Genomic DNA, 21,021 nt, shown 5'->3' with positions numbered 1-21,021 from the left:
ATGCCTGTGTGCTTGTTCGTCACTCAGCGATCGGCGCCAGCAAGTTTGCCCAACATGGCGCGGGTCACCAGCACGATGCCCTCTTCTGAACGGTAGAATCGACGGCTGTCTTCATCGGGGTTTTCGCCAATCACCATGCCTTCAGGCAACACGCAGGCGCGATCGATCACGCAGCGGCGCAGACGGCAGGATCGGCCAACCACCACATCGGGCAGCAGTACCGAAGAATCGATGTTGCAAAAGGAGTTCACACGTACGCGCGGGAAAAGTACCGAATTCACCACCACCGAGCCGGAGATAATGCAGCCGCCGGAGACCAGCGAGTTCATCGTCATGCCGTGGCTGCCGGATCGATCCTGCACAAATTTCGCCGGAGGAAGCGGCTCCATATGGGTGCGGATCGGCCAGGTATGGTCATACATGTCCAGTTCCGGGGTGACGGAAGCCAAATCAAGGTTGGCGCGCCAGTAGGCTTCAAGCGTCCCGACGTCGCGCCAGTATGGCTCGGCACTATCGTCGCTCTGCACGCAGGAGAGCGTAAAGGAGTGCGCGTAGGCGTCGCCGCTGGCCACAATTTTCGGCAACAGATCTTTGCCGAAATCGTGATTGGACTCTGGTAATTGCAGGTCTTCTTCCAGCAGCTGGTAGAGATAATCCGCGTTAAACACATAGATCCCCATACTGGCCAGCGCCCGGCTGTCATCGCCCGGCATTGAGGGGGGTTTCGGCGGTTTTTCCACAAAATCGATCACGTTGTTATCGGCATCCACCGCCATCACGCCAAAGGCAGTGGCTTCCTCCAGCGGGACCGGCAGACAGGCGATAGTGCATTTGGCGCCACGTCCGACGTGGTCCAGCAGCATCCGCGAGTAATCCATTTTATAGATGTGATCCCCGGCGAGGATCACCACGTACTGGGCGTTGTAACGGCGAATGATGTCGAGGTTTTGCGTCACCGCATCCGCCGTGCCGCGATACCAGTGCTCGGTAGAGAAGCGCTGTTGCGCAGGCAGCAGATCAACAAACTCATTCATCTCTTCGTTGAAAAACGACCAGCCACGCTGGATATGCTGCACCAGCGTATGTGACTGATATTGCGTAATCACGCCAATGCGCCGAATGCCCGAATTGAGACAGTTGGAGAGCGCAAAGTCGATGATGCGGAACTTACCGCCGAAGTGCACCGCCGGTTTGGCGCGCTTGGCGGTGAGATCTTTCAGGCGCGTGCCGCGTCCTCCGGCGAGGATCAGGGCGACCGTTTGTGTAGGGAGCTGGCGCGCCAGCATCAGATCATCTGTTCTATCTAATTTCACCATGTCTGACTCCTTATGATTGCTTTTGGAACACACACACACCGTGTGCGGGACCGTGCCAGACAGTTGTCAAAATGGGGTTATCTTCCCCGGCGAAAGGAGGAATGGCACGCCACTCTCCGTCTGGTAAGGCGAGGTCACTCACCGATTCCGTGGCGTTGATTGTTATTAACCAGCGGCCGGAGAGCAGGATTTGCATTCTATGCACCTCCTGTTCCCACCCCTCCTTCTCCAGTGGTTTGCCGCTGGCATTGAACCACTGCACATTGCCATCGCCCTCCTGCCACCAGCGATCTGCGGTGAGCGCGGGAATGCGCTGACGCAGATGGATTAACGCGGCAGTGAAGTCGACCAGTCCAAAATCATCCTGTTGCCAGTTCAGCCAGGCCAGCGGGTTATCCTGACAGTAGGCATTATTGTTGCCATGCTGGCTGTGACCCCGTTCGTCACCGGCCAGCAGCATCGGCGTGCCCTGTGCCAGCAGCAGCGTGGTGAGCAAGGCGTGCACGCTGCGTCGTCGCCGCTCGACAATATCGAAATTGACGTACAGCCCCTCTTTGCCGTGGTTATGGCTGAAGTTGCCGTTGCTGCCGTCGCGATTGTCTTCGCCGTTAGCCTGATTGTGTTTATGGTTGAAGCTCACCACATCCCGCAGCGTAAAGCCGTCGTGCGCGGTGATAAGATTGATACTGGCGTGCGGCAGACGCGCCTCATGCTGGAACACGTCGCTGGAGGCGGCAAAACGACGGGCAAACGCACCGTTGTTTAACTCGCCATGCAGCCAGTAACGCCGGGCCGCATCGCGGAAATGATCGTTCCACTCGGCAAACGGCGGTGGAAAGTTACCAACCTGATAGCCGCCGGGACCGATATCCCAGGGTTCGGCGATAAGTTTCACTTTGGACAGCAGCGGGCACGCTTTGATAGCGGCAAACAGCGGCGCATCCTGATGAAAATCGGGCGTGCGGCCAAGCACTGATGCCAGGTCAAAGCGGAAGCCGTCGATATGGCAGTCGCGCACCCAGTAGCGCAGCGCTTCCAGCGCCCAGGCCATCACCTGAGGCTGGTTGAGGTTCAGCGTATTGCCGCAACCGGTCCAGTTTTGATACTCGCCCTGCTCGTCCAGCCAGTAATAGCTGGCGTTATCCACGCCGCGCAGCGAGATCACCGGACCGATCTCCTCCAGCTCGGCGGTGTGGTTAAACACCACATCGAGAATCACCTCGATGCCCGCCGCGTGCAGCGCCTTCACCGCCTGCTGGAACTCCTGCAAGGGCGTCAGGCCATGTTCTCCCGAGGCGTAGCGCGGATCGACCGCCCACAGCGCAAACGGGTTGTAGCCCCAGTAATTACTCAGCCCAAGCCGCAGCAGGCGCGGCTCGCTGGCAAAGTGGGCAATCGGCAGCAGCTCCAGCGCGGTGATGCCAAGATGGCGCAGATACTTCACCATAACAGGATGGCCCAGCGCCGCATAAGTCCCGCGCAGCCTTTCCGGAATTTCCGGATGTTGCTTTGTCAGCCCACGCACATGCGCTTCATAAATCACCGTTTTGCCCCAGGGCGTACGCAGCGGCCGGTCCTCTTCCCAGTCAAAACCCTCGGCCACCACCAGCGATTTCGGCGCGATGGCAGCGTTATCCTGGCTATCGGGCAGCGTCTCGCCGCTGAAAAAACGCGGATCGTCCGGCACATCGCCCACCACCGCTTTGGCGCAGGGGTCGATCAACAGTTTCGCCGGATTAAACCGATGGCCCTGCGCGGGCGCCCACGGACCGTAAACCCGATAGCCGTAGCGCTGGCCCGGCTCCAGCGCCGGAAAGTAGCCATGCCAGATATCGCCACTGCGTTGCGGCAGCGGAAAGCGGCGCTCGACACCGTGGTGATCAAACAGGCACAACTCGACTTTTTCCGCATGGCGGGAAAACAGCGTGAAGTTGACGCCGCGACCATCGTAATGCGCGCCCAACGGTGACGGTTGCCCGCTCTCCAGCATTATTCAGCCTCCCGCACCAGCCAGACCGTCGCCAGCGGCGGCACGGACAAACTGAGGGATTGCGGCCGACCGTGGCTCTGGATGTCGTCGGTATGCACCAGATGGTTACGCACATCGCTGCCGTGGTAGTCATGCTGGTCGGTATTCAGCACCTCACGCCAGCTACCGGCCTGATTCACGCCGAAGCGATAGTGGTGACGCGGCACCGGGGTGAAATTGCTGATGACAATCACTTCGTTGCCGTCGCGGTCGCGGCGCGCGAAGGCAAATACCGAGTTCTCGTGATCGTCCACCACCAGCCACTCAAAACCGTTGGGATCGAAATCAAGCTGGTGCAGCGGGGTGTAGTGGCGATAGCTGTGGTTAAGATCGCGTACCAGGCGCTGCACGCCGTGATGCCAGTTATCCGCCCCTTCCAGCAGATGCCAGTCGAGGCTGACATCGTGGTTCCACTCTTTGCCCTGAGCAAATTCTCCGCCCATAAACAGCAGTTTCTTGCCAGGGAACGCCCACATCCAGCCGTAGTAGGCGCGCAGGTTGGCAAACTTCTGCCAGGGATCGCCCGGCATACGATCGAGAATCGAACGCTTGCCGTGCACCACTTCGTCATGGGACAGCGGCAGCACAAAGTTCTCGGTGTAGTTGTAAAGCATCCCGAAGGTCATCAGGTCGTGATGGTAGCGGCGATGCACCGGGTCGTGTTTCATGTAATCCAGCGTGTCGTGCATCCAGCCAAGGTTCCACTTGAACCAGAAGCCGAGACCGCCAGCTTCAGGCGGCCGCGAAACGCCGGGATAATCGGTGGACTCTTCCGCCACGGTGACGCTGCCGGGCGCGGCGCGGCCCAGCGTACGGTTGGTGTAGCGCAGGAAGGCGATGGCTTCGAGGTTTTCGCGCCCGCCATAATGGTTGGGGATCCATTCACCTTCGGCGCGGCTGTAGTCGCGATAAATCATCGACGCCACCGCATCGACACGCAGCCCGTCAATGCCGAAACGCTCCAGCCAGTAGAGCGCGTTACCGGAGAGATAGTTGCTCACCTCGCGCCGGCCAAAGTTGTAGATCAGCGTATTCCAGTCCTGATGGTAGCCCTCGCGCGGATCGCTGTGTTCGTACAGTTCAGTGCCATCAAACTTCGCCAGACCGAAATCATCGCTGGGGAAATGGCCCGGCACCCAGTCCAGCAGCACGCTAATCCCGGCGGCATGGGCGCTGGCGATAAACTGGCGGAATTCGTCGCGGGTACCAAAACGGCGCGTCGGCGCGTACATGCCGAGCGGCTGATAACCCCAGCTGCCGTCAAACGGATGCTCATTGATCGGCATCAGCTCGATATGGGTAAACCCCATCTCTTTCACGTAGGGAATTAGCTGCTCCGACAACTCCTTGTAGCTGAGCCAGAAGTTGTTTTCGGTGTGGCGCCGCCAGGAGCCGAGGTGGACTTCGTAAATCGAGATGGGCGCGTCAAAGGCATTGGCCGCTTTGCGCTGCTGGCTCATCTCTGTTTTCGGCGGCAGACCGCAGATCATCGACGCGGTTTGCGGACGCATCTGCGCCTCAAAGGCGAACGGATCGGCTTTGATACGCATCGTCCCGCTGGCATCAATAATCTCGAATTTATACAGCTGACCGTTTACCGCGCCGGGAACAAACAGCTCCCAGATGCCGAGTTCGCGGCGAAAACGCATCGGATGGCGACGGCCATCCCAGAAGTTAAATTCGCCCACCACCGATACCCGCCGGGCATTCGGCGCCCAGACGGCAAAGCGCGTCCCGCTGACGCTATCAATGGTGGTGCCGTGCGCGCCGAGGGTTTCGTACGGACGCAGATGGGTGCCTTCGGCCAGCAGCCAGGCATCCATCTCGGCCAGCAACGGGCCAAAGCGGTAGGCATCATCAATCAGGTTTTGCTGCCCGTGCCAGTTCACCGCCAGCTGGTAGCGGAACAGGTTTTTACGACGCGGGATCACGCCACTGAAGAAACCACGCGAGTCGAGGCATTTGAGCTGCGCGCATTTACGCCCGGTGCTGGTTTCAATCACCCACACCTCTGACGCATCGGGCAACAAGGCTCGCACCTCCAGACCGTCAACGGTCTGGTGCATCCCCAGCAGGGAAAAGGGATCGGAATAATTACCCGCAAACAGGGCATTGATCGCATGGCGATCGGGAAGCTCTGACATGATTTCTTCCTGTGACATTTGGCAGGCGAACTGCGTCAGGTGTGAAAACCTGGTCAGATGCGCTGCTCTTCATTGAGCCATGAGTACACGGCAAGGAAGGCCACCGTCCGTGGCTAAAAATCTTTGCCGTGTACAACAACCATTCAGTTCGAAAAGCAAAACAGTCAACTACCGGCACATCATTGTTAAATCATAGCTTGGGGCTGGCAGAAGCCAGGGAGGATCGCAAAAAATTATTTTCGGGAGAGCAAAAAGGGGAAGCCGATCACTGGTCAGGCGAAATTTGGGTTAAGAGTTGCAGCCTGAAATGCAAAAAAGGCCGGGAAATCCCGGCCTGTATTTTCTCGTTACGCTTAGTCCACCAGCAGGCGCAGCATACGGCGCAGCGGCTCTGCCGCACCCCACAGCAGCTGGTCGCCCACGGTGAAGGCCGAGAGATACTCCGGCCCCATATTCAGTTTGCGCAGACGTCCCACCGGGGTGGTCAGCGTACCGGTGACCGCCGCTGGCGTCAGTTCACGCATGGTGATCTCGCGATCGTTCGGCACCACTTTGACCCACGCGTTGTGCGCAGCCAGCAGTTGTTCGATCTCTGCCAGCGGCACATCTTTTTTCAGCTTCAGGGTAAACGCCTGGCTGTGGCAGCGCAGCGCGCCGACGCGCACGCACAGACCATCAACCGGGATCACGTTGCGGGTGCTGAGAATTTTGTTGGTCTCAGCCTGGCCTTTCCACTCTTCGCGGCTCTGGCCGTTTTCCAGCTGTTTGTCGATCCACGGAATCAGGCTGCCCGCCAGCGGAACGCCAAAGTTGTCGGTCGGCAGCGTGCCGGAACGGGTGAAATCGGTAACGCTGCGCTCGATGTCGAGGATTGCCGAAGCCGGGTTTTGCAGCGATTTCGCTACGTGGTCGTGCAGCATTCCCATCTGGGTCAGCAGCTCGCGCATATGACGCGCACCGCCGCCGGATGCCGCCTGGTAAGTGGCAACGGACGCCCACTCCACCAGATCGTTCGCGAACAGGCCGCCGAGTGACATCAACATCAGGCTGACGGTGCAGTTGCCGCCGACAAAGGTTTTGATGCCGCTGTCGAGGCCCTGACGAATCACCTGATGGTTAACCGGGTCGAGAATAATGATGGCGTCATCTTTCATGCGCAGCGTTGAGGCCGCGTCAATCCAGTAACCCTGCCAGCCGCTGGCGCGCAGCTTCGGGTAGACTTCACTGGTGTAATCGCCGCCCTGGCAGGTGATGATGATGTCGAGCGCCTTCAGCGCATCGATATCAAAAGCATCCTGCAACGCGCCGGTCGACTTGCTGCCGAATGCCGGTGCCGCCTGACCGAGTTGCGAAGTGGAGAAGAAGACCGGATTGATCACATCAAAATCACGTTCTTCGCTCATGCGGGACATCAGCACGGAGCCGACCATCCCACGCCAACCAATAAAACCTACATTCTTCATTCTTCTGTCCGTCTCGGGTGCTCACAAGGAGGCCCGGTTTGATGCGAGAGAAAAACCGGCCGGATTATCCTGCCGGTCTGCGTAATAATCAGGTTTACCTATGACCCTCAACTCTACAAAATGCTGCACTTCTGGCAAGTGAATTAATTCGATTGCGCTAACTTTTTCAGCAGCGCAACTAATAACGACGCTGCGCGCGGCAAAGGGATAAGTAAACACAAATGACTGAAATGATCTCCGCCACCATATTATTGCTGCTGATTATGGACCCGCTGGGCAACCTGCCGATATTTATGTCGGTATTGAAGCATCTGGAGCCGAAGCGTCGCCGCGTGGTGCTGATCCGCGAAATGCTGATTGCACTGGCATTGATGCTGCTGTTTTTATTTGCCGGTGAGCGCATTCTGGCGTTTCTTAATCTGCGCACCGAAACGGTGTCGATCTCCGGCGGCATCATTTTGTTCCTGATCGCCATTCGCATGATTTTTCCTTCGGCGGAAACCAGCAGCACCGGTCTGCCGGCTGGCGAGGAGCCGTTTCTGGTGCCGCTGGCGATTCCACTGGTGGCTGGCCCTTCATTGCTGGCGACGTTGATGCTGTTGTCGCATCAGTATCCGCAGCAGATGACGCATCTGGTGGGCGCGCTGCTGATCGCCTGGGGCGTGACGGTGGTGATTTTGCTGCTGTCCGGGCTGTTTTTACGTCTGCTGGGAGATAAAGGCGTGAACGCGCTGGAGCGCCTGATGGGATTGATTTTGATTATGCTGGCAACGCAGATGTTTCTTGATGGGATCCGCGCCTACCTTAAGCTGTAGCGCCGCAGGGTTCATGGCCTGGTCGGCATAAATACCGACCGGGCCATGTAGGGTGCGAATTCATTCGCACCGTTGCAACCTTACTTCTTCTTGATCGGTTTGCCTGACCAGTAACCCGCCAGCAGCGAACCTGACAGGTTGTGCCACACCGAGAACAGCGCGCCGGGCAGTGCCGCCAGCGGCGAGAAGTAGAGTTTGCCCAGCGTTGCCGCCAGACCGGAGTTCTGCATTCCCACTTCCAGCGCCAGAGTACGGCAGGTGGATTCATCGAAGCCAAACAGCTTGCCACCCCAGTAACCGCCGAGCAGACCAATGGCGTTGTGCAGGATCACCGCCGCAATCACCACCAGCCCCACCGAGCCGATAAAGCCCTGGCTGCCCGCCACCACCGCGCTGATGATCAGCAGAATACACACCATGGAAAACGCTGGCAGATATGGCTCCACGCGACGGACCACGCTGTTCATTGAATGGTGGACAATCAGGCCAACACCAATCGGGATCAACACGATTTTGATGATGCTGAGCAGCATCCCGACCACATCAACCTGGATATGGGTATCGACATAGAAGCGCGTCAGCAGCGGTGTGGCAAACACGCCCACCAGCGCCGAAACCGAGGAGATGGTGACAGACAGCGCCACATCGCCCTTCGCCAGATAGATCATCACGTTTGAGGCGGTGCCGCTTGCCACGCTGCCCACCAGAATCATGCCTGCCGCCAGGTCCGGCGGCATCTGGAACAGCTTCGCCAGGCCCCATGCCGCCAGCGGCATCACCAGATAATGCAGAAAAGTACCGGCAATAACCGGAGCCGGACGCACCAGCACGCGTTTGAAATCATCAATATTGAGCGTCACGCCCATGCCAAACATAATCAGCATCAGCAGATACGTCACCCACGGGCCAATGCCGAGGAAGGTGGACGGAGAATAATAGGCAGCGACCGAGAGCAACACGGCCCACAGCGGGAACAGGCGGGTAATTTTGCCGAGCATGGACGAACTTCCTTATGCAGGTTTTATTATGTCATTACGTAGTGTTGCCACAGATGAAATGCCGTGCAGGGAACGACTGCCACGACGGACGCGGGATCATAACATTTCGTTATCGTGACGTAAGGCGCGAAGTGAGGATGCGGGGAAAATGCCTATCGGCTGCTACTGAACCGGGGGAAGTAGCAGAAATTACTCTGCGTTTTCCGCTAAAAGACGGTGGATCACACCACGGATTTGTCGCGCGAGGGTTGGTAGCGGCGCAATTTGTCGCGCCGCTACCTGGTGTGCCTTACGAGCCAAAAAGATTTTTATGCAGCGCGCGCACCACTTCTTCCGCATCGCCGCCCGGAACCAGGAAGCACAGGTTGTAGCTGCTGGCGCCGTAGCAAATCATGCGCAGATTGAATGGCTCCAGAGCGCCAAACACCTCTTTGCCGACACCGCAGGCTTTCGACAGGTTGTTGCCGATAATCGCCACCAGCGCGAGGTTCTCCTCTACTTCAACCCGGCACAGGGAAGAGAGTTCCGTCAGCAGCGCCTGGGTCAGCAGGCTGTCGCCGGTGGAGGTGGAGCCAGTGGTATCCAGCGTCAGCGCCACGCTCACTTCGGAGGTGGTGATCAAATCGACGGAGATACTGTGGCGCGCCAGAATGTTGAACACCTCGGCAAGGAAACCACGCGCGTGCAGCATGTTAAGGCTGTGCAGCGTCAGCAGCGTTTGCTTGCGGCGCAGTGCCAGCGCCCGGAACAGCGGCGGATTTTGGGTTTCGTTGCAGACGCGCGTACCACCGGCGGCCGGGTCTTTACTGGAGCCGACGAACACCGGAATATCGCAGCGCACTGCGGGCAGCAGCGTGGCCGGATGCAGCACTTTGGCCCCGAAGGTGGCCATTTCAGCCGCTTCTTCAAAGGTGATTTCATCAATGCGCTTCGCGGCAGGCACGACGCGCGGGTCGGTGGTGTAGATTCCGGGCACATCGGTCCAGATATCCACACGCGACGCCAGCAAAGCTTCGCCCAGCAGCGCAGCGGTATAGTCGCTGCCGCCACGACCCAGCGTGGTGGTGCGGCCTTTGCTTTCGCTACCGATAAAGCCCTGAGTGACCACCAGCGCCTGTGCGATACGCGGTTGCAGCAGCGCAGCCGATTGTTCTTTCAGTACCGCCAGATCGGGCTCAGCACGGCCAAAGCGATCGCTGGTGCGCATCACTTTACGCACATCAAACCACTCGGCATTGACCTGACGCTCGCGCAGGATTTCGACGAACAGCAGCGTCGACATCAGTTCACCGTGGCTCACCAGCTCGTCGGTCAGCGCATTGGACGTCGCCAGTTCCGCCGCTTCTGACAGCATGGTGATGTTTTCCAGCATCCGATCAATCTCTTCGCGGATCACATCCGGCGATTGCAGACGATCGATGATGGCATATTGAATACGACGGATATCATCCAGCAGCTGCGCACGTTGCGCCGCTTCTTTGCCTTCAGCAAGGGATACCAGCAAATTGGTGACACCGGCAGAGGCGGAAAGGACCACCAGACGGGTATTGGCATCGGACAGCACCACGTTGGCGCTGCGGTTCATGGCATCAAAATCGGCAACGCTGGTGCCGCCAAATTTCGCCACGATCAGAGTTTGAGACATGTAACGAACCTCGTGTCAGGTTATCTTTCTCCCGCTTTATTGGGACGGAAGACATTCTATCAGCCTTGGCACAAGAGAAGAGCAGAATTGGGCAGACAAGATCAGGAGACGAGTCACCCAGAAGCACTTCACCTTGCGAAATGTCCGACTGTGGACGTTTCTGGTGACAACCCAGAGGATTCAGCCCCTGCAGCCGACAGACCAACACACCGCGTGTTGCTCCATCTCGGCGTCGCACCCCATGATGTGTTTTCCCCGGATACGGTTCCTCCAACACACTGCCTGGGCGACGCGCCTCTTCTGGCTTGCACCCGGAGGTGCAAGTAGCGCGCACATAAATATCGGGTAATTGTGTCGCTGTCAACGCCTGATGTTTGAGGATTTTTCACTTTCGCCGTCTGACGTGCGCATCGCAGAACAAACGACGCGCCGAACTCCCGCCTAAAGTAGTCTCTGGTTGCAACAAACCCAGCCTTTTTCTGATGCGGCACAGGGAATTTTGCTGCGCATCCGCTGACAATCAGCGGCGGATTTTACTGAAAATGCGCGAAAGCCTGCGCCGTGCTGACCGCTGCGGCTGGCTGAAAAGCAGCGAGCAGGGTCACAATTTTTTTCCTTTACGTAGCAACTGTGGTCATACTGAAACGCGTCGCGGTAGCTCTACACCGCCAGAATGCTAAGCAAGCCGGGCCAGCTGGATGCGCCCGGATGGAATGACGGTTCTTATATCAACAAGAGTGTTGCCATGAAAAATATCAATCCGACACAAACCGCAGCCTGGAAAGCGCTGCAGCAGCATTTTGACCAGATGAAATCGGTGCAGATCGCCGACCTGTTCGCTCAGGATGCCGATCGTTTTGCGAAATTCTCTGCCACCTTTGACGATCAGATGCTGGTGGATTTCTCAAAAAACCGTATTACCCAGGAAACCCTCGACAAACTTCAGGCGCTGGCAAAAGAGACCGATCTGTCAGGCGCGATCACATCGATGTTCTCCGGTGAGAAGATCAACCGCACGGAAGATCGTGCCGTGCTGCACGTCGCACTGCGTAACCGCAGCAACACCCCGATTGTGGTGGATGGCAAAGATGTGATGCCGGAAGTGAACGCGGTGCTGGCGAAGATGAAAGGCTTCTCAGAGCGCATCATCAGCGGTGAGTGGAAAGGCTATACCGGCAAAGCCATCACCGACGTGGTCAACATCGGCATCGGCGGTTCTGACCTCGGTCCGTTTATGGTCACCGAAGCGCTGCGTCCGTACAAAAACCATCTGAATATGCACTTCGTCTCCAACGTGGATGGCACGCATATCGCCGAAACGCTGAAGGATCTCAGCCCGGAAACCACGCTGTTCCTCGTGGCCTCGAAAACCTTCACCACCCAGGAAACCATGACCAACGCCCACAGCGCGCGCGACTGGTTCCTGAAAACCGCTGGCGACCAGCAACATGTGGCAAAACACTTTGCTGCGCTCTCGACTAACGGCAAAGCGGTAGGCGAGTTCGGTATTGATACCGCCAACATGTTTGAGTTCTGGGACTGGGTCGGCGGACGTTATTCCCTGTGGTCGGCGATTGGCCTGTCAATCATCCTGTCTATCGGCTTCGAAAACTTCGAGCAGCTGCTGAGCGGCGCGCACGCGATGGACAAACACTTCTCCACCACGCCTGCCGAGCAGAACCTGCCGGTGCTGCTGGCGCTGATCGGTATCTGGTACAACAACTTCTTCGGTGCCGAAACCGAAGCGATTCTGCCGTACGATCAGTACATGCATCGCTTTGCTGCCTACTTCCAGCAGGGCAACATGGAATCCAACGGCAAGTATGTCGATCGCGACGGCCACGCCGTGGATTACCAGACTGGCCCCATCATCTGGGGCGAGCCGGGCACCAACGGCCAGCACGCGTTCTATCAGCTGATTCACCAGGGCACCAAACTGATCCCGTGCGACTTTATCGCCCCGGCGCAGACGCACAACGCCCTTGCCGATCATCATCAGAAACTGCTGTCGAACTTCTTCGCGCAGACTGAAGCGCTGGCGTTTGGTAAATCCCGCGACGTGGTGGAGAAAGAGTTTACCGATGCCGGTAAATCCGCAGAGTCAGTGGCGCATATCGTGCCGTTCAAGGTGTTCGAAGGCAACCGCCCGACCAACTCGATCCTGCTGCGTGAGATCACCCCGTTCAGCCTCGGCTCGCTGATTGCGCTGTATGAACACAAAATCTTCACCCAGGGCGCCATCCTCAACATCTTCACCTTTGACCAGTGGGGCGTTGAACTGGGCAAACAGCTGGCGAACCGTATTCTGCCGGAACTGGAAAATGACGCGAAAATTGCCAGCCATGACAGCTCCACCAATGGCTTAATTAATCGCTACAAATCCTGGCGTTAATCTCTCCGGGTGCAGTAATAAGGCGGCAATATTGCCGCCTTTTTTATGTCAAATATGCAATAAACGCCGCAGCTTTGTTATTTAACGGGCGGAGGCCGGTTAGAAAATTCTTAAAATGGTCTAAGGAAAATCGGAAGTTTTAACGATCCCACACAGAGCAGTCGGGTTATAAATGGATCTATTTATCACCAGAAAGCCATCTATCCTCATGAATAATCAATTCTTTTTGTTTATGCATCTTCAGGAAATTCTGAATATTCCGATTCCGTACCAATTTTTAATGCAAAAGTGAAAAATCCTGCCGCAGAAAGCGAAGCCATGCAGTTATTCCAGAACAAATAAAAAGCGCAATTAAAAAAAGCAGCTACGGCTGAATCGCCTTATTTATCACCAGAATACTGTCGCCTTTCCGCTCTCTTTTTCTCGCGCTGAACTCTGGTAATTTGTTGCCCTATACTGAACCCGCCCGTTTCGGGTACATCCTTCATTCATTTAAATAATGCAGGACCTGTTGTTATGAAAAAACTCATGGTTGCCGGTGCAGCCTTACTTTACGTTGCCGTCTCTTCCTCTGCGTTTGCCGCTCCGGAAGAAGCTGGTGCAGCAGCAGGCGCGCAGGCGGGAGCAATGTCCGCCGGTGCGTCAACCGCTGTTGGTATCGGCGCGCTCGGTGCGTTGGTAGGTCTCGGCATTGCCGCTTCTGGCGGTGGTGACGGTGCAAATACCGGTACAACAACCACGACCACAACGGGCACCACCCGTTGATGTAGCACCTTTAAACATAACCACACACCCGTGTGGTTATTTTTTGCTTTGATTCGATTTATCAGGGACACACAGTGCGCCGACTTCCTTTGCTGCTTCTCTGCCTGCTGCTGCAGGCCTGCACACAAACGCAAAAAGGGCTGGAACAAACCGTCATGCTCGCCATCAGCGGACCGGATGATGTCACGGTGACGGATACGCAGGTGGCCGACCTGCCTTATGCCAGCCTCTATGCCCGCGTTAACGATGGCCCGCGCATCTTTGTGGTGCTGGGTTACAACGAAAACGGTCAGCAGAAATGGATAACCCAGGATAAAGCGATGCTGGTCACCCAGCATGGCCGTCTGGTGAAGACCCTGGGCCTGCCCGATAACCTCGATCAGGTAAGCAATCTGGCACAGGACCCGCTGGCCGATGCGCTGCATCTGCACAACGGCGCCAGCTGGACACGCGTGGTGCAGTGGCGCGAGCAGGCGAAGGTGCGTGCCGCTACTGCGGTATCGCAGTTCCAGCGCGGCGATGATGAGGTGCTGAATATTGCCGGTGAACGCGTGCCCTGCCGCGTCTGGCACGAGACCGTTCGCATCGATAGCCTCGGTCGCACATGGCAGAACACCTTCTGGATTGCCAACAGCGACGGCACGGTCATGCAGGCCCGCCAGATGCTGGGCGCTGGCGAGTTCCCGATTGATACCACCATTCTGAAACCGGCGAAATCATGAAAAAAATAACGTCTTTGCTGGCCGGACTGGCGCTGTTCACTGCGGGCAACGCGCTGGCCGATAGCCAGGTCATCGTTCACGATGGGCAGAATCGCGCAACATTACAAATCGACCATGCACAGAAACTGAGTCAGCTGGTCACCAACCCGGCGCTTCACAGCTGGTGGCCCGGTACGGTCATCGCGGAACGCGGTGCCACCGCCGTGGCGCAACAGCAGCAGCAACAACTGCTGGCCGATTTACGTGCCTGGCAGGCGGATAACAGCGGTGACCGTGCGGCCGCCATTGGCGCGGTTATCCACCAGCTCAGCGCAATCCAGGTTACCGGCCGCCAGTTCACGCCGCTCGATCCCGACTGGGTGCGTCTGCACGCGGAAGCCAATCGCACCTTGCAAGGCAACTATGACCTCTACACCCTGGCAGAGCCGTCGCAGGTGCTGATCCTTGGCGTGCTGGCGCATCCCGGCAAAGCCAGCTGGCAGCCGGGCCGCAGCGTGCGCAGCTACCTTGCCGAATACGATCGCCTTTCCGGTGCCGAACGCAGTGTCGCCACGGTGATTGCCCCCTCCGGCCAGACTCAACAGGTACCGATTGCGTACTGGAATCATCGCCACATAGAAGTGGAACCCGGCAGCATTATCTGGCTCGGTTTCTCGTCATGGAGCCTGCCGTGGGGTCAAAGCGACCTCAATGACCGCATGATTTCTGTTCTGACTCACCGGATCCCAGACTGATGAAAAAACAATTACTTCTCAGCCTGCTGGCTGTTGCTGTTTCCGCTGCCTGTAATGCGCAGGCGGCAAGCTATGAAGATCCGGTTGGCCCGTCACAATCTGACTTTGGCGGCGTTGGCCTGCTACAGGTGCCCACTGCGCGTATGTCGCGTGATGGCGAGTTCAGCCTTAACTATCGTAATAACAATCAGTACCGCTACTATTCCGCCTCGTTGCAGCTGTTCCCGTGGCTGGAAAGTACCGTGCGTTATACCGACGTGCGTACCCGCCGCTACAGCGCCGTTGATGCGTTCAGCGGCACCCAGAGCTACAAAGACAAAGCCTTCGACCTGAAGCTGCGCCTGTGGCAGGAGAGCTACTGGCTGCCGGAAGTGTCATTCGGCACGCGCGACTTAGGCGGCACCGGGCTGTTCGACAGCGAATATCTGGTGGGCACCAAAGCCTGGGGACCGTTTGATTTCACCTTTGGTATTGGCTGGGGTTATCTCGGCAATAGCGGCACCATCAAAAACCCGTTCTGTTCCTACAGCGAAAGTTTCTGTACCCGCAGCGGCGGCGGCGAAACCGGTTCGATTAACGGTTCGCAGATGTTCCACGGCCCGGCCGCGCTGTTTGGCGGTATCGAATATCAGACGCCGTGGCAGCCGCTGCGCCTGAAAGTCGAATATGAAGGCAACAACTATCAGGATGATTTCGCCGGTCGCCTTGAGCAGAACAGCAAGGTTAACGTCGGCGCCATTTATCGCGTCACCGACTGGGCGGATATCAACGCCAGCTATGAACGCGGCAATACCTTTATGTTTGGCTTCACCCTGCGCACCAACTTTAACGATCTGCACCAGTCGCATATCGACAGCGCCAAACCGGCTTACAATCCGCAACCGCAGGGTAATTTGTTGCAGCCAACGGTGGTGGCGAACCAGCTGACCGACCTGAAATACAACGCCGGCCTGAATGGTCCGCGTATTCAGACCAAAGGCAGCACGCTGTATGTCTCAGGCGAGCAGACCAAATACCGTGACACGCGTGAAGGCGTGGATCGCGCCAACCGCATCATCATGAATAACCTGCCGGACGGCATTGATACCATTGACGTGACGGAGTCGCGCTTCAATATGCCGCAGGTCACCACCCGCACCGACGTCGCCAGTCTGCATAACGATCTCGCCGGATATCCGCTGGGTCATGAGCAACCGCTGCAACAGACGCGTGAAAATCCGGTCGATCCGGGTGACACCGAGCAGGGCTATTTCATCCGTAAAGAACGCCTGAACTACAGCCTGTCTCCGGTGCTTAACCAGTCCGTCGGCGGACCGGAAAGTTTCTATATGTACCAGGTTGGCGTGATGGGTAACGTCGATTACTGGCTGACGGATCATCTGCTGGTTGGCGGCAGCCTGTTTGGCAACATCGCCAACAACTACGATAAGTTTAATTACAATGGCTTATCCGCCAGCAACGGCCTGCCACGCGTCCGTACCCATATTCGTCAGTACGTAGAAAACAACGTCTACATTAACGACCTGCAAGCTAACTACATGGATTACCTTGGCAATGGCTTCTATGGTCAGGTGTATGGCGGTTATCTGGAAACCATGTACGGCGGCGTGGGCGGCGAAGTGTTGTATCGTCCGGTCGACAGCAACTGGGCGTTTGGCGTCGATGCCAACTACGTCAAGCAGCGTGACTGGGACGACATGATGCGGTTCACCGACTACAAAGCGCCAACCGGCAACCTGACGGCTTACTGGCGTCCGTGGTTTATGGACAATGTGCTGGTGAAAGCCAGCGTCGGTCAGTATCTGGCGAAGGATAAGGGTGTGACGCTGGATATGTCGAAGCAGTTCGACAGCGGCGTCATCGTTGGCTTCTACGCCACCAAAACCAACGTTTCGGCGCAGGAGTATGGCGAAGGCAGCTTTACCAAAGGCTTCTACATTTCGATTCCGATGGATCTGTTCACCGTCACGCCGACCCGTGGCCGTGCGCAGGTGAACTGGGTGCCGTTGACGCGTGATGGTGGTCAGATGCTGGGCCGTAAATACCAGCTGTATGATCTGACGTCAGATCGCGATGCGCGGTTTAATTGATATCCCGCGTTAATAAATAGGGTGGCCATTAATGGCCACCCCACACGCTTCCCGTAGGGTGCGCATTGATGCGCACCTTAACCTGAATCAGTCGGCGTCATAACCCAGGTTCGGCGCCAGCCAGCGCTCGACGTCACTGATACTCATCCCTTTACGTGCCGCGTAATCTTCCACCTGATCGCGCTGAATCTGCGCCACGGCAAAATAGCGGCTGTCGGGATGGCTGAAGTACCAGCCGGAAACCGCCGCTCCCGGCCACATGGCGAAGGATTCGGTCAGCTTCATGCCGGTGTGGGTTTCTACATCCAGCAGCTGCCAGATCTGCGCTTTTTCGGTATGTTCCGGGCAGGCCGGATAACCCGGCGCCGGGCGGATGCCCTGATAATTCTCACGGATCAGCTCTTCATTGCTGAGGTTCTCATTGGCACCAAAGCCCCAGATCACCTTACGCACCCGTTCGTGCAGATACTCGGCGAAGGCTTCCGCCAGACGATCCGCCACCGCTTTGACCATGATTTTGTTGTAATCATCGTGCTGCTGATCATAAGCCTCGGCCAGCGCATCCTCTTCCAGCCCGCCGGTCACCGCGAAGGCACCGAGATAGTCCGCTTTGCCGCTCGACTTCGGCGCCACAAAATCCGCCAGACAGTAGTTGGCGAAATCGGTTTTCTCCGTCTGCTGGCGTAAGTGATGGCTGACGCACAACACCCGGTCGCGCTTTTCATCGCTATAGATTTCGATGTCGTCTCCGACGCGGTTGGCAGGGAAAATCCCCACCACGCCACGCGGATTGAGCGTACCGGTCTGGCTCAGCATATCCAGCAAGGCGTTGGCGTCATGGAACAGGCGCTGCGCCTCTTCGCCCACCACCTCATCCTGCAAAATGCGCGGATATTTCCCCGCCAGCGACCAGGTCATAAAGAATGGCGTCCAGTCGATGTAGTTGCGCAGCGTTTCGATGCTGGCCTCCACCGGGCTGACGCCGAGGCGATGCGCCACCGGCGGCGTGTAGCTTGCCCAGTCGAAAGAGAAATCGTTGTCACGCGCGGTTTGCAGGCTGACCGGCGGCGTGCGCGGCTTTTTGCGCGCGTGCTGAATGCGCACCGTGTCGTATTCTTTGCGCGTGCGCGCCACAAAGTCTTCTTTCAGCGTGTCCGACAGCAGCGATGACACCACGCCAACGGTACGGGAGGCGTTTTGCACGTAAACCGTCGGGCCGCTGTAGTTCTGCTCGATTTTCACGGCGGTGTGCGCTTTTGACGTGGTGGCGCCGCCAATCAGCAGCGGGATGCTGAAGCCCTGACGCTCCATCTCTTTCGCCACGTTGACCATCTCATCCAGCGACGGCGTAATCAGCCCGGACAGACCGATAATGTCCGCCTTCTGCTCAATCGCCGTTTTCAGGATTTTGTCGCTCGGCACCATAACGCCAAGGTCGATAATTTCGTAGTTGTTACATTGCAGCACCACGCCCACGATATTTTTACCGATGTCGTGGACGTCGCCCTTCACCGTTGCCAGCACGATTTTGCCGTTGCTGCGCCCCGCTTCTTTGCTGGCCTGGATGTAAGGTTCGAGGTAGGCCACCGCCTGTTTCATGACGCGCGCGGATTTCACCACCTGCGGCAGGAACATCTTCCCTTCGCCAAACAGGTCGCCCACCACGTTCATGCCCGACATCAGCGGCCCTTCAATCACCTCGATGGGACGGGCTGACGCCTGGCGCGCCTCTTCGGTGTCCAGCTCGATAAATTCGGTGATGCCTTTCACCAGCGAATATTCGAGGCGCTTGACCACATCCCAGCTGCGCCATTCCGCCTGCTGTTTTTCCTGCTCGCCATCGCCTTTGGCGCCGCGATACTTCTCCGCCAGCTCCAGCAGACGCTCGGTGCCATCATCGCGGCGGTTGAGGATCACATCTTCCACCGCATCACGCAGTTCCGCCGGCAGGTCGTCATAAATCGCCAGCTGACCGGCGTTGACGATACCCATATCCATGCCGTTGCGGATCGCGTAGTAGAGGAACACCGCGTGAATCGCTTCACGCACCGGTTCGTTACCCCGGAACGAGAAGGATACGTTGGACACGCCGCCGGAGATCATTGCATGTGGCAGCTCGCGCTTGATGTCTTCACAGGCGCCGATAAAGTCCATCGCGTAGTTGTTGTGTTCTTCAATACCGGTGGCGACGGCAAAAATGTTCGGGTCAAAAATGATGTCTTCCGGCGGGAAGCCCACCTCTTCGGTGAGGATCTGGTAGGCGCGGCGGCAGATCTCGATTTTGCGTGCGCGGGTATCCGCCTGACCGACTTCATCAAACGCCATCACCACCATCGCCGCACCGTAACGACGCACTTTACGTGCGTGATCGATAAAGGGTTCAATACCCTCTTTCATCGAGATCGAGTTGACGATGCCTTTGCCCTGGATGCATTGCAGCCCTTTCTCGATCACCTCCCATTTTGAGGAGTCGATCATGATCGGCACGCGCGCGATATCCGGCTCCCCGGCAATCAGGTTGAGGAAGCGCACCATCGCCGCTTCCGCATCCAGCATCCCTTCATCCATGTTGATATCGATAATCTGCGCGCCGCTTTCCACCTGCTGACGCGCCACATCCAGCGCTTCGTTGTATTTCTCTTCTTTGATCAGACGCTTAAATTTCGCCGAGCCGGTGACGTTGGTACGTTCCCCGACGTTAACAAACAGCGATTCGGCGCTGATTGTCAGCGGTTCCAGCCCGGACAAACGACAGGCGACGGGCAGCTGCGGCAGCGTGCGCGGCGCAACGCCGTTCACCGCCGCCGCCATCGCCGCGATATGTTCCGGCGTGGTGCCGCAGCAGCCACCGATAATATTCAGAAAGCCCGAGCGCGCCCATTCGCCAATCTGCTCCGCCATGGTGGCAGCATCGAGATCGTACTCGCCAAAGGCATTCGGCAGCCCGGCGTTCGGGTGCGCGGTCACGTAGCCTTCGGCAATGCGCGACAGCTCGGCGACGTATTGACGCAGTTCATCCGGGCCAAGGGCGCAGTTCAGGCCAAACGACAGCGGTTCGGCATGGCGCAGCGAGTTATAAAAGGCTTCCGTGGTCTGGCCGGAGAGAGTACGGCCTGAGGCATCGGTGATGGTGCCGGAGATCATCAGCGGCAGCTTCACGCCCATCGCCTCCATCTCAACCTGCACCGCGTAAATGGCGGCTTTGGCGTTCAGGGTATCGAACACCGTTTCGATCATGATCAGGTCGGAGCCGCCCGCGATCAGCGCATGGGTCGATTCACGGTAGGCTGCCACCAGCTGATTAAAAGTGACGTTACGGTAAGCCGGATCGTTGACGTCCGGTGAGATGGAGCAGGTGCGGTTGGTCGGGCCAAGCACCCCGGCGACGTAGCGCGGACGATCGGGCGTTTTCGCACTCCATTCGTCGGCGCAGGCGCGCGCCAGTCTGGCAGCCTCAAGGTTAATTTCTGCCGACAGCGCTTCCATCTCGTAATCCGCCATCGCAATGGTGGTGGCGTTGAAGGTGTTGGTTTCCAGAATATCGGCACCCGCCGCGAGATAAGCGTTATGGATCTCACGGATAACTTCAGGTTTGGATAGCACCAGCAGGTCGTTGTTGCCCTTCAGATCGCACGGCCAGTCGGCAAAGCGGCTGCCACGGAAATCCTGCTCATCCAGTTTGTAACTCTGGATCATGGTACCCATACCACCGTCCAGAATCATGATGCGTTGTGCCAGCTGCTGATGCAGTGCTGCTATTCTGTTGCTCACTCTTGCCCCGTCCACGTCATTACGTTGGCTGAAATGCCAGCCTGACATACTGGCACAACTTTAAAGAGGGTAAAAGTTATGACAGTTGAGACATTTTCAGGGTGTAACCGATACAGATCCGACCAGTAAGCCATCGT

The 21,021-nt window shown here is 57.4% G+C and carries 13 protein-coding genes and 1 riboswitch; of the genes, 6 read left to right on the top strand and 7 right to left on the bottom strand.

From position 1 onward, the window contains the following. Positions 1 to 23: 23 nt before the first annotated feature. The 4 genes from glgC to asd all read right to left on the bottom strand — a co-directional run bounded on the left by glgC (position 24) and on the right by asd (position 6,952). Positions 24 to 1,316, bottom strand: coding sequence for a glucose-1-phosphate adenylyltransferase (glgC, locus tag AC6I8V_RS01365; RefSeq protein ID WP_497844153.1), 1,293 nt, complete (start codon positions 1,314 to 1,316; stop codon positions 24 to 26). A gap of 10 nt (positions 1,317 to 1,326) precedes the next feature. Beyond that, positions 1,327 to 3,306, bottom strand: coding sequence for a glycogen debranching protein GlgX (glgX, locus tag AC6I8V_RS01360; protein WP_497844152.1), 1,980 nt, complete (start codon positions 3,304 to 3,306; stop codon positions 1,327 to 1,329). Then, on the bottom strand, positions 3,306 to 5,489 hold the full coding sequence (glgB, locus tag AC6I8V_RS01355) for a 1,4-alpha-glucan branching enzyme (protein WP_497844151.1): 2,184 nt from the start codon (positions 5,487 to 5,489) through the stop codon (positions 3,306 to 3,308). The genes glgX and glgB overlap by 1 nt, the downstream gene beginning before the upstream one ends. Before the next feature lie 353 nt (positions 5,490 to 5,842). Further along, on the bottom strand, positions 5,843 to 6,952 hold the full coding sequence (gene asd, locus AC6I8V_RS01350; protein WP_497844150.1) for an aspartate-semialdehyde dehydrogenase: 1,110 nt from the start codon (positions 6,950 to 6,952) through the stop codon (positions 5,843 to 5,845). Positions 6,953 to 7,173: 221 nt separating this feature from the next. Here asd and AC6I8V_RS01345 point away from each other — a divergent pair, with 221 nt between their 5' ends. Continuing rightward, the gene (locus AC6I8V_RS01345; RefSeq protein WP_497844149.1) at positions 7,174 to 7,767 is read left to right on the top strand and encodes a YhgN family NAAT transporter; all 594 of its coding nucleotides are present in this window, start codon (positions 7,174 to 7,176) and stop codon (positions 7,765 to 7,767) included. 80 nt (positions 7,768 to 7,847) lie between these two features. On the opposite strand, the gene panS is transcribed toward AC6I8V_RS01345, so the two are convergent. Together panS and lysC are read right to left on the bottom strand one after the other, a co-directional pair. After that, a complete protein-coding gene (gene panS, locus AC6I8V_RS01340) occupies positions 7,848 to 8,765 on the bottom strand; it encodes a ketopantoate/pantoate/pantothenate transporter PanS (protein WP_497844148.1) in 918 nt (305 codons plus the stop codon). A gap of 289 nt (positions 8,766 to 9,054) precedes the next feature. Next, positions 9,055 to 10,410, bottom strand: coding sequence for a lysine-sensitive aspartokinase 3 (lysC, locus tag AC6I8V_RS01335; RefSeq protein ID WP_497844147.1), 1,356 nt, complete (start codon positions 10,408 to 10,410; stop codon positions 9,055 to 9,057). Between the two features lie 113 nt (positions 10,411 to 10,523). Then, positions 10,524 to 10,718, bottom strand: a riboswitch (Lysine riboswitch). 437 nt (positions 10,719 to 11,155) lie between these two features. Here lysC and pgi point away from each other — a divergent pair. The 5 genes from pgi to AC6I8V_RS01310 all read left to right on the top strand — a co-directional run bounded on the left by pgi (position 11,156) and on the right by AC6I8V_RS01310 (position 17,113). Continuing rightward, on the top strand, positions 11,156 to 12,802 hold the full coding sequence (pgi, locus tag AC6I8V_RS01330; RefSeq protein WP_497844146.1) for a glucose-6-phosphate isomerase: 1,647 nt from the start codon (positions 11,156 to 11,158) through the stop codon (positions 12,800 to 12,802). Between the two features lie 516 nt (positions 12,803 to 13,318). After that, positions 13,319 to 13,567: an exopolysaccharide production protein YjbE gene (yjbE, locus tag AC6I8V_RS01325; RefSeq protein ID WP_497844145.1), complete on the top strand. Its 249-nt coding sequence runs from the start codon at positions 13,319 to 13,321 to the stop codon at positions 13,565 to 13,567. 74 nt (positions 13,568 to 13,641) lie between these two features. After that, on the top strand, positions 13,642 to 14,289 hold the full coding sequence (locus AC6I8V_RS01320) for a YjbF family lipoprotein (protein ID WP_497844144.1): 648 nt from the start codon (positions 13,642 to 13,644) through the stop codon (positions 14,287 to 14,289). Continuing rightward, complete coding sequence (locus AC6I8V_RS01315; protein ID WP_497844143.1) at positions 14,286 to 15,023, top strand: capsule biosynthesis GfcC D2 domain-containing protein; 738 nt, start codon at positions 14,286 to 14,288, stop codon at positions 15,021 to 15,023. Before AC6I8V_RS01320 ends, AC6I8V_RS01315 begins: the two co-directional genes overlap by 4 nt. Then, positions 15,023 to 17,113: a YjbH domain-containing protein gene (locus AC6I8V_RS01310; RefSeq protein WP_497844142.1), complete on the top strand. Its 2,091-nt coding sequence runs from the start codon at positions 15,023 to 15,025 to the stop codon at positions 17,111 to 17,113. Before AC6I8V_RS01315 ends, AC6I8V_RS01310 begins: the two co-directional genes overlap by 1 nt. Before the next feature lie 87 nt (positions 17,114 to 17,200). Here the strand turns inward: AC6I8V_RS01310 and metH are convergent, their stop codons facing one another. Then, positions 17,201 to 20,884, bottom strand: coding sequence for a methionine synthase (metH, locus tag AC6I8V_RS01305; protein WP_497844141.1), 3,684 nt, complete (start codon positions 20,882 to 20,884; stop codon positions 17,201 to 17,203). Between the last annotated feature and the right edge of the window lie 137 nt (positions 20,885 to 21,021).

The organism is Pantoea sp. X-Soil-TKNS-1207 (assembly GCF_059730485.1).
This window is presented reverse-complemented; position numbering and strand designations above follow the sequence as displayed.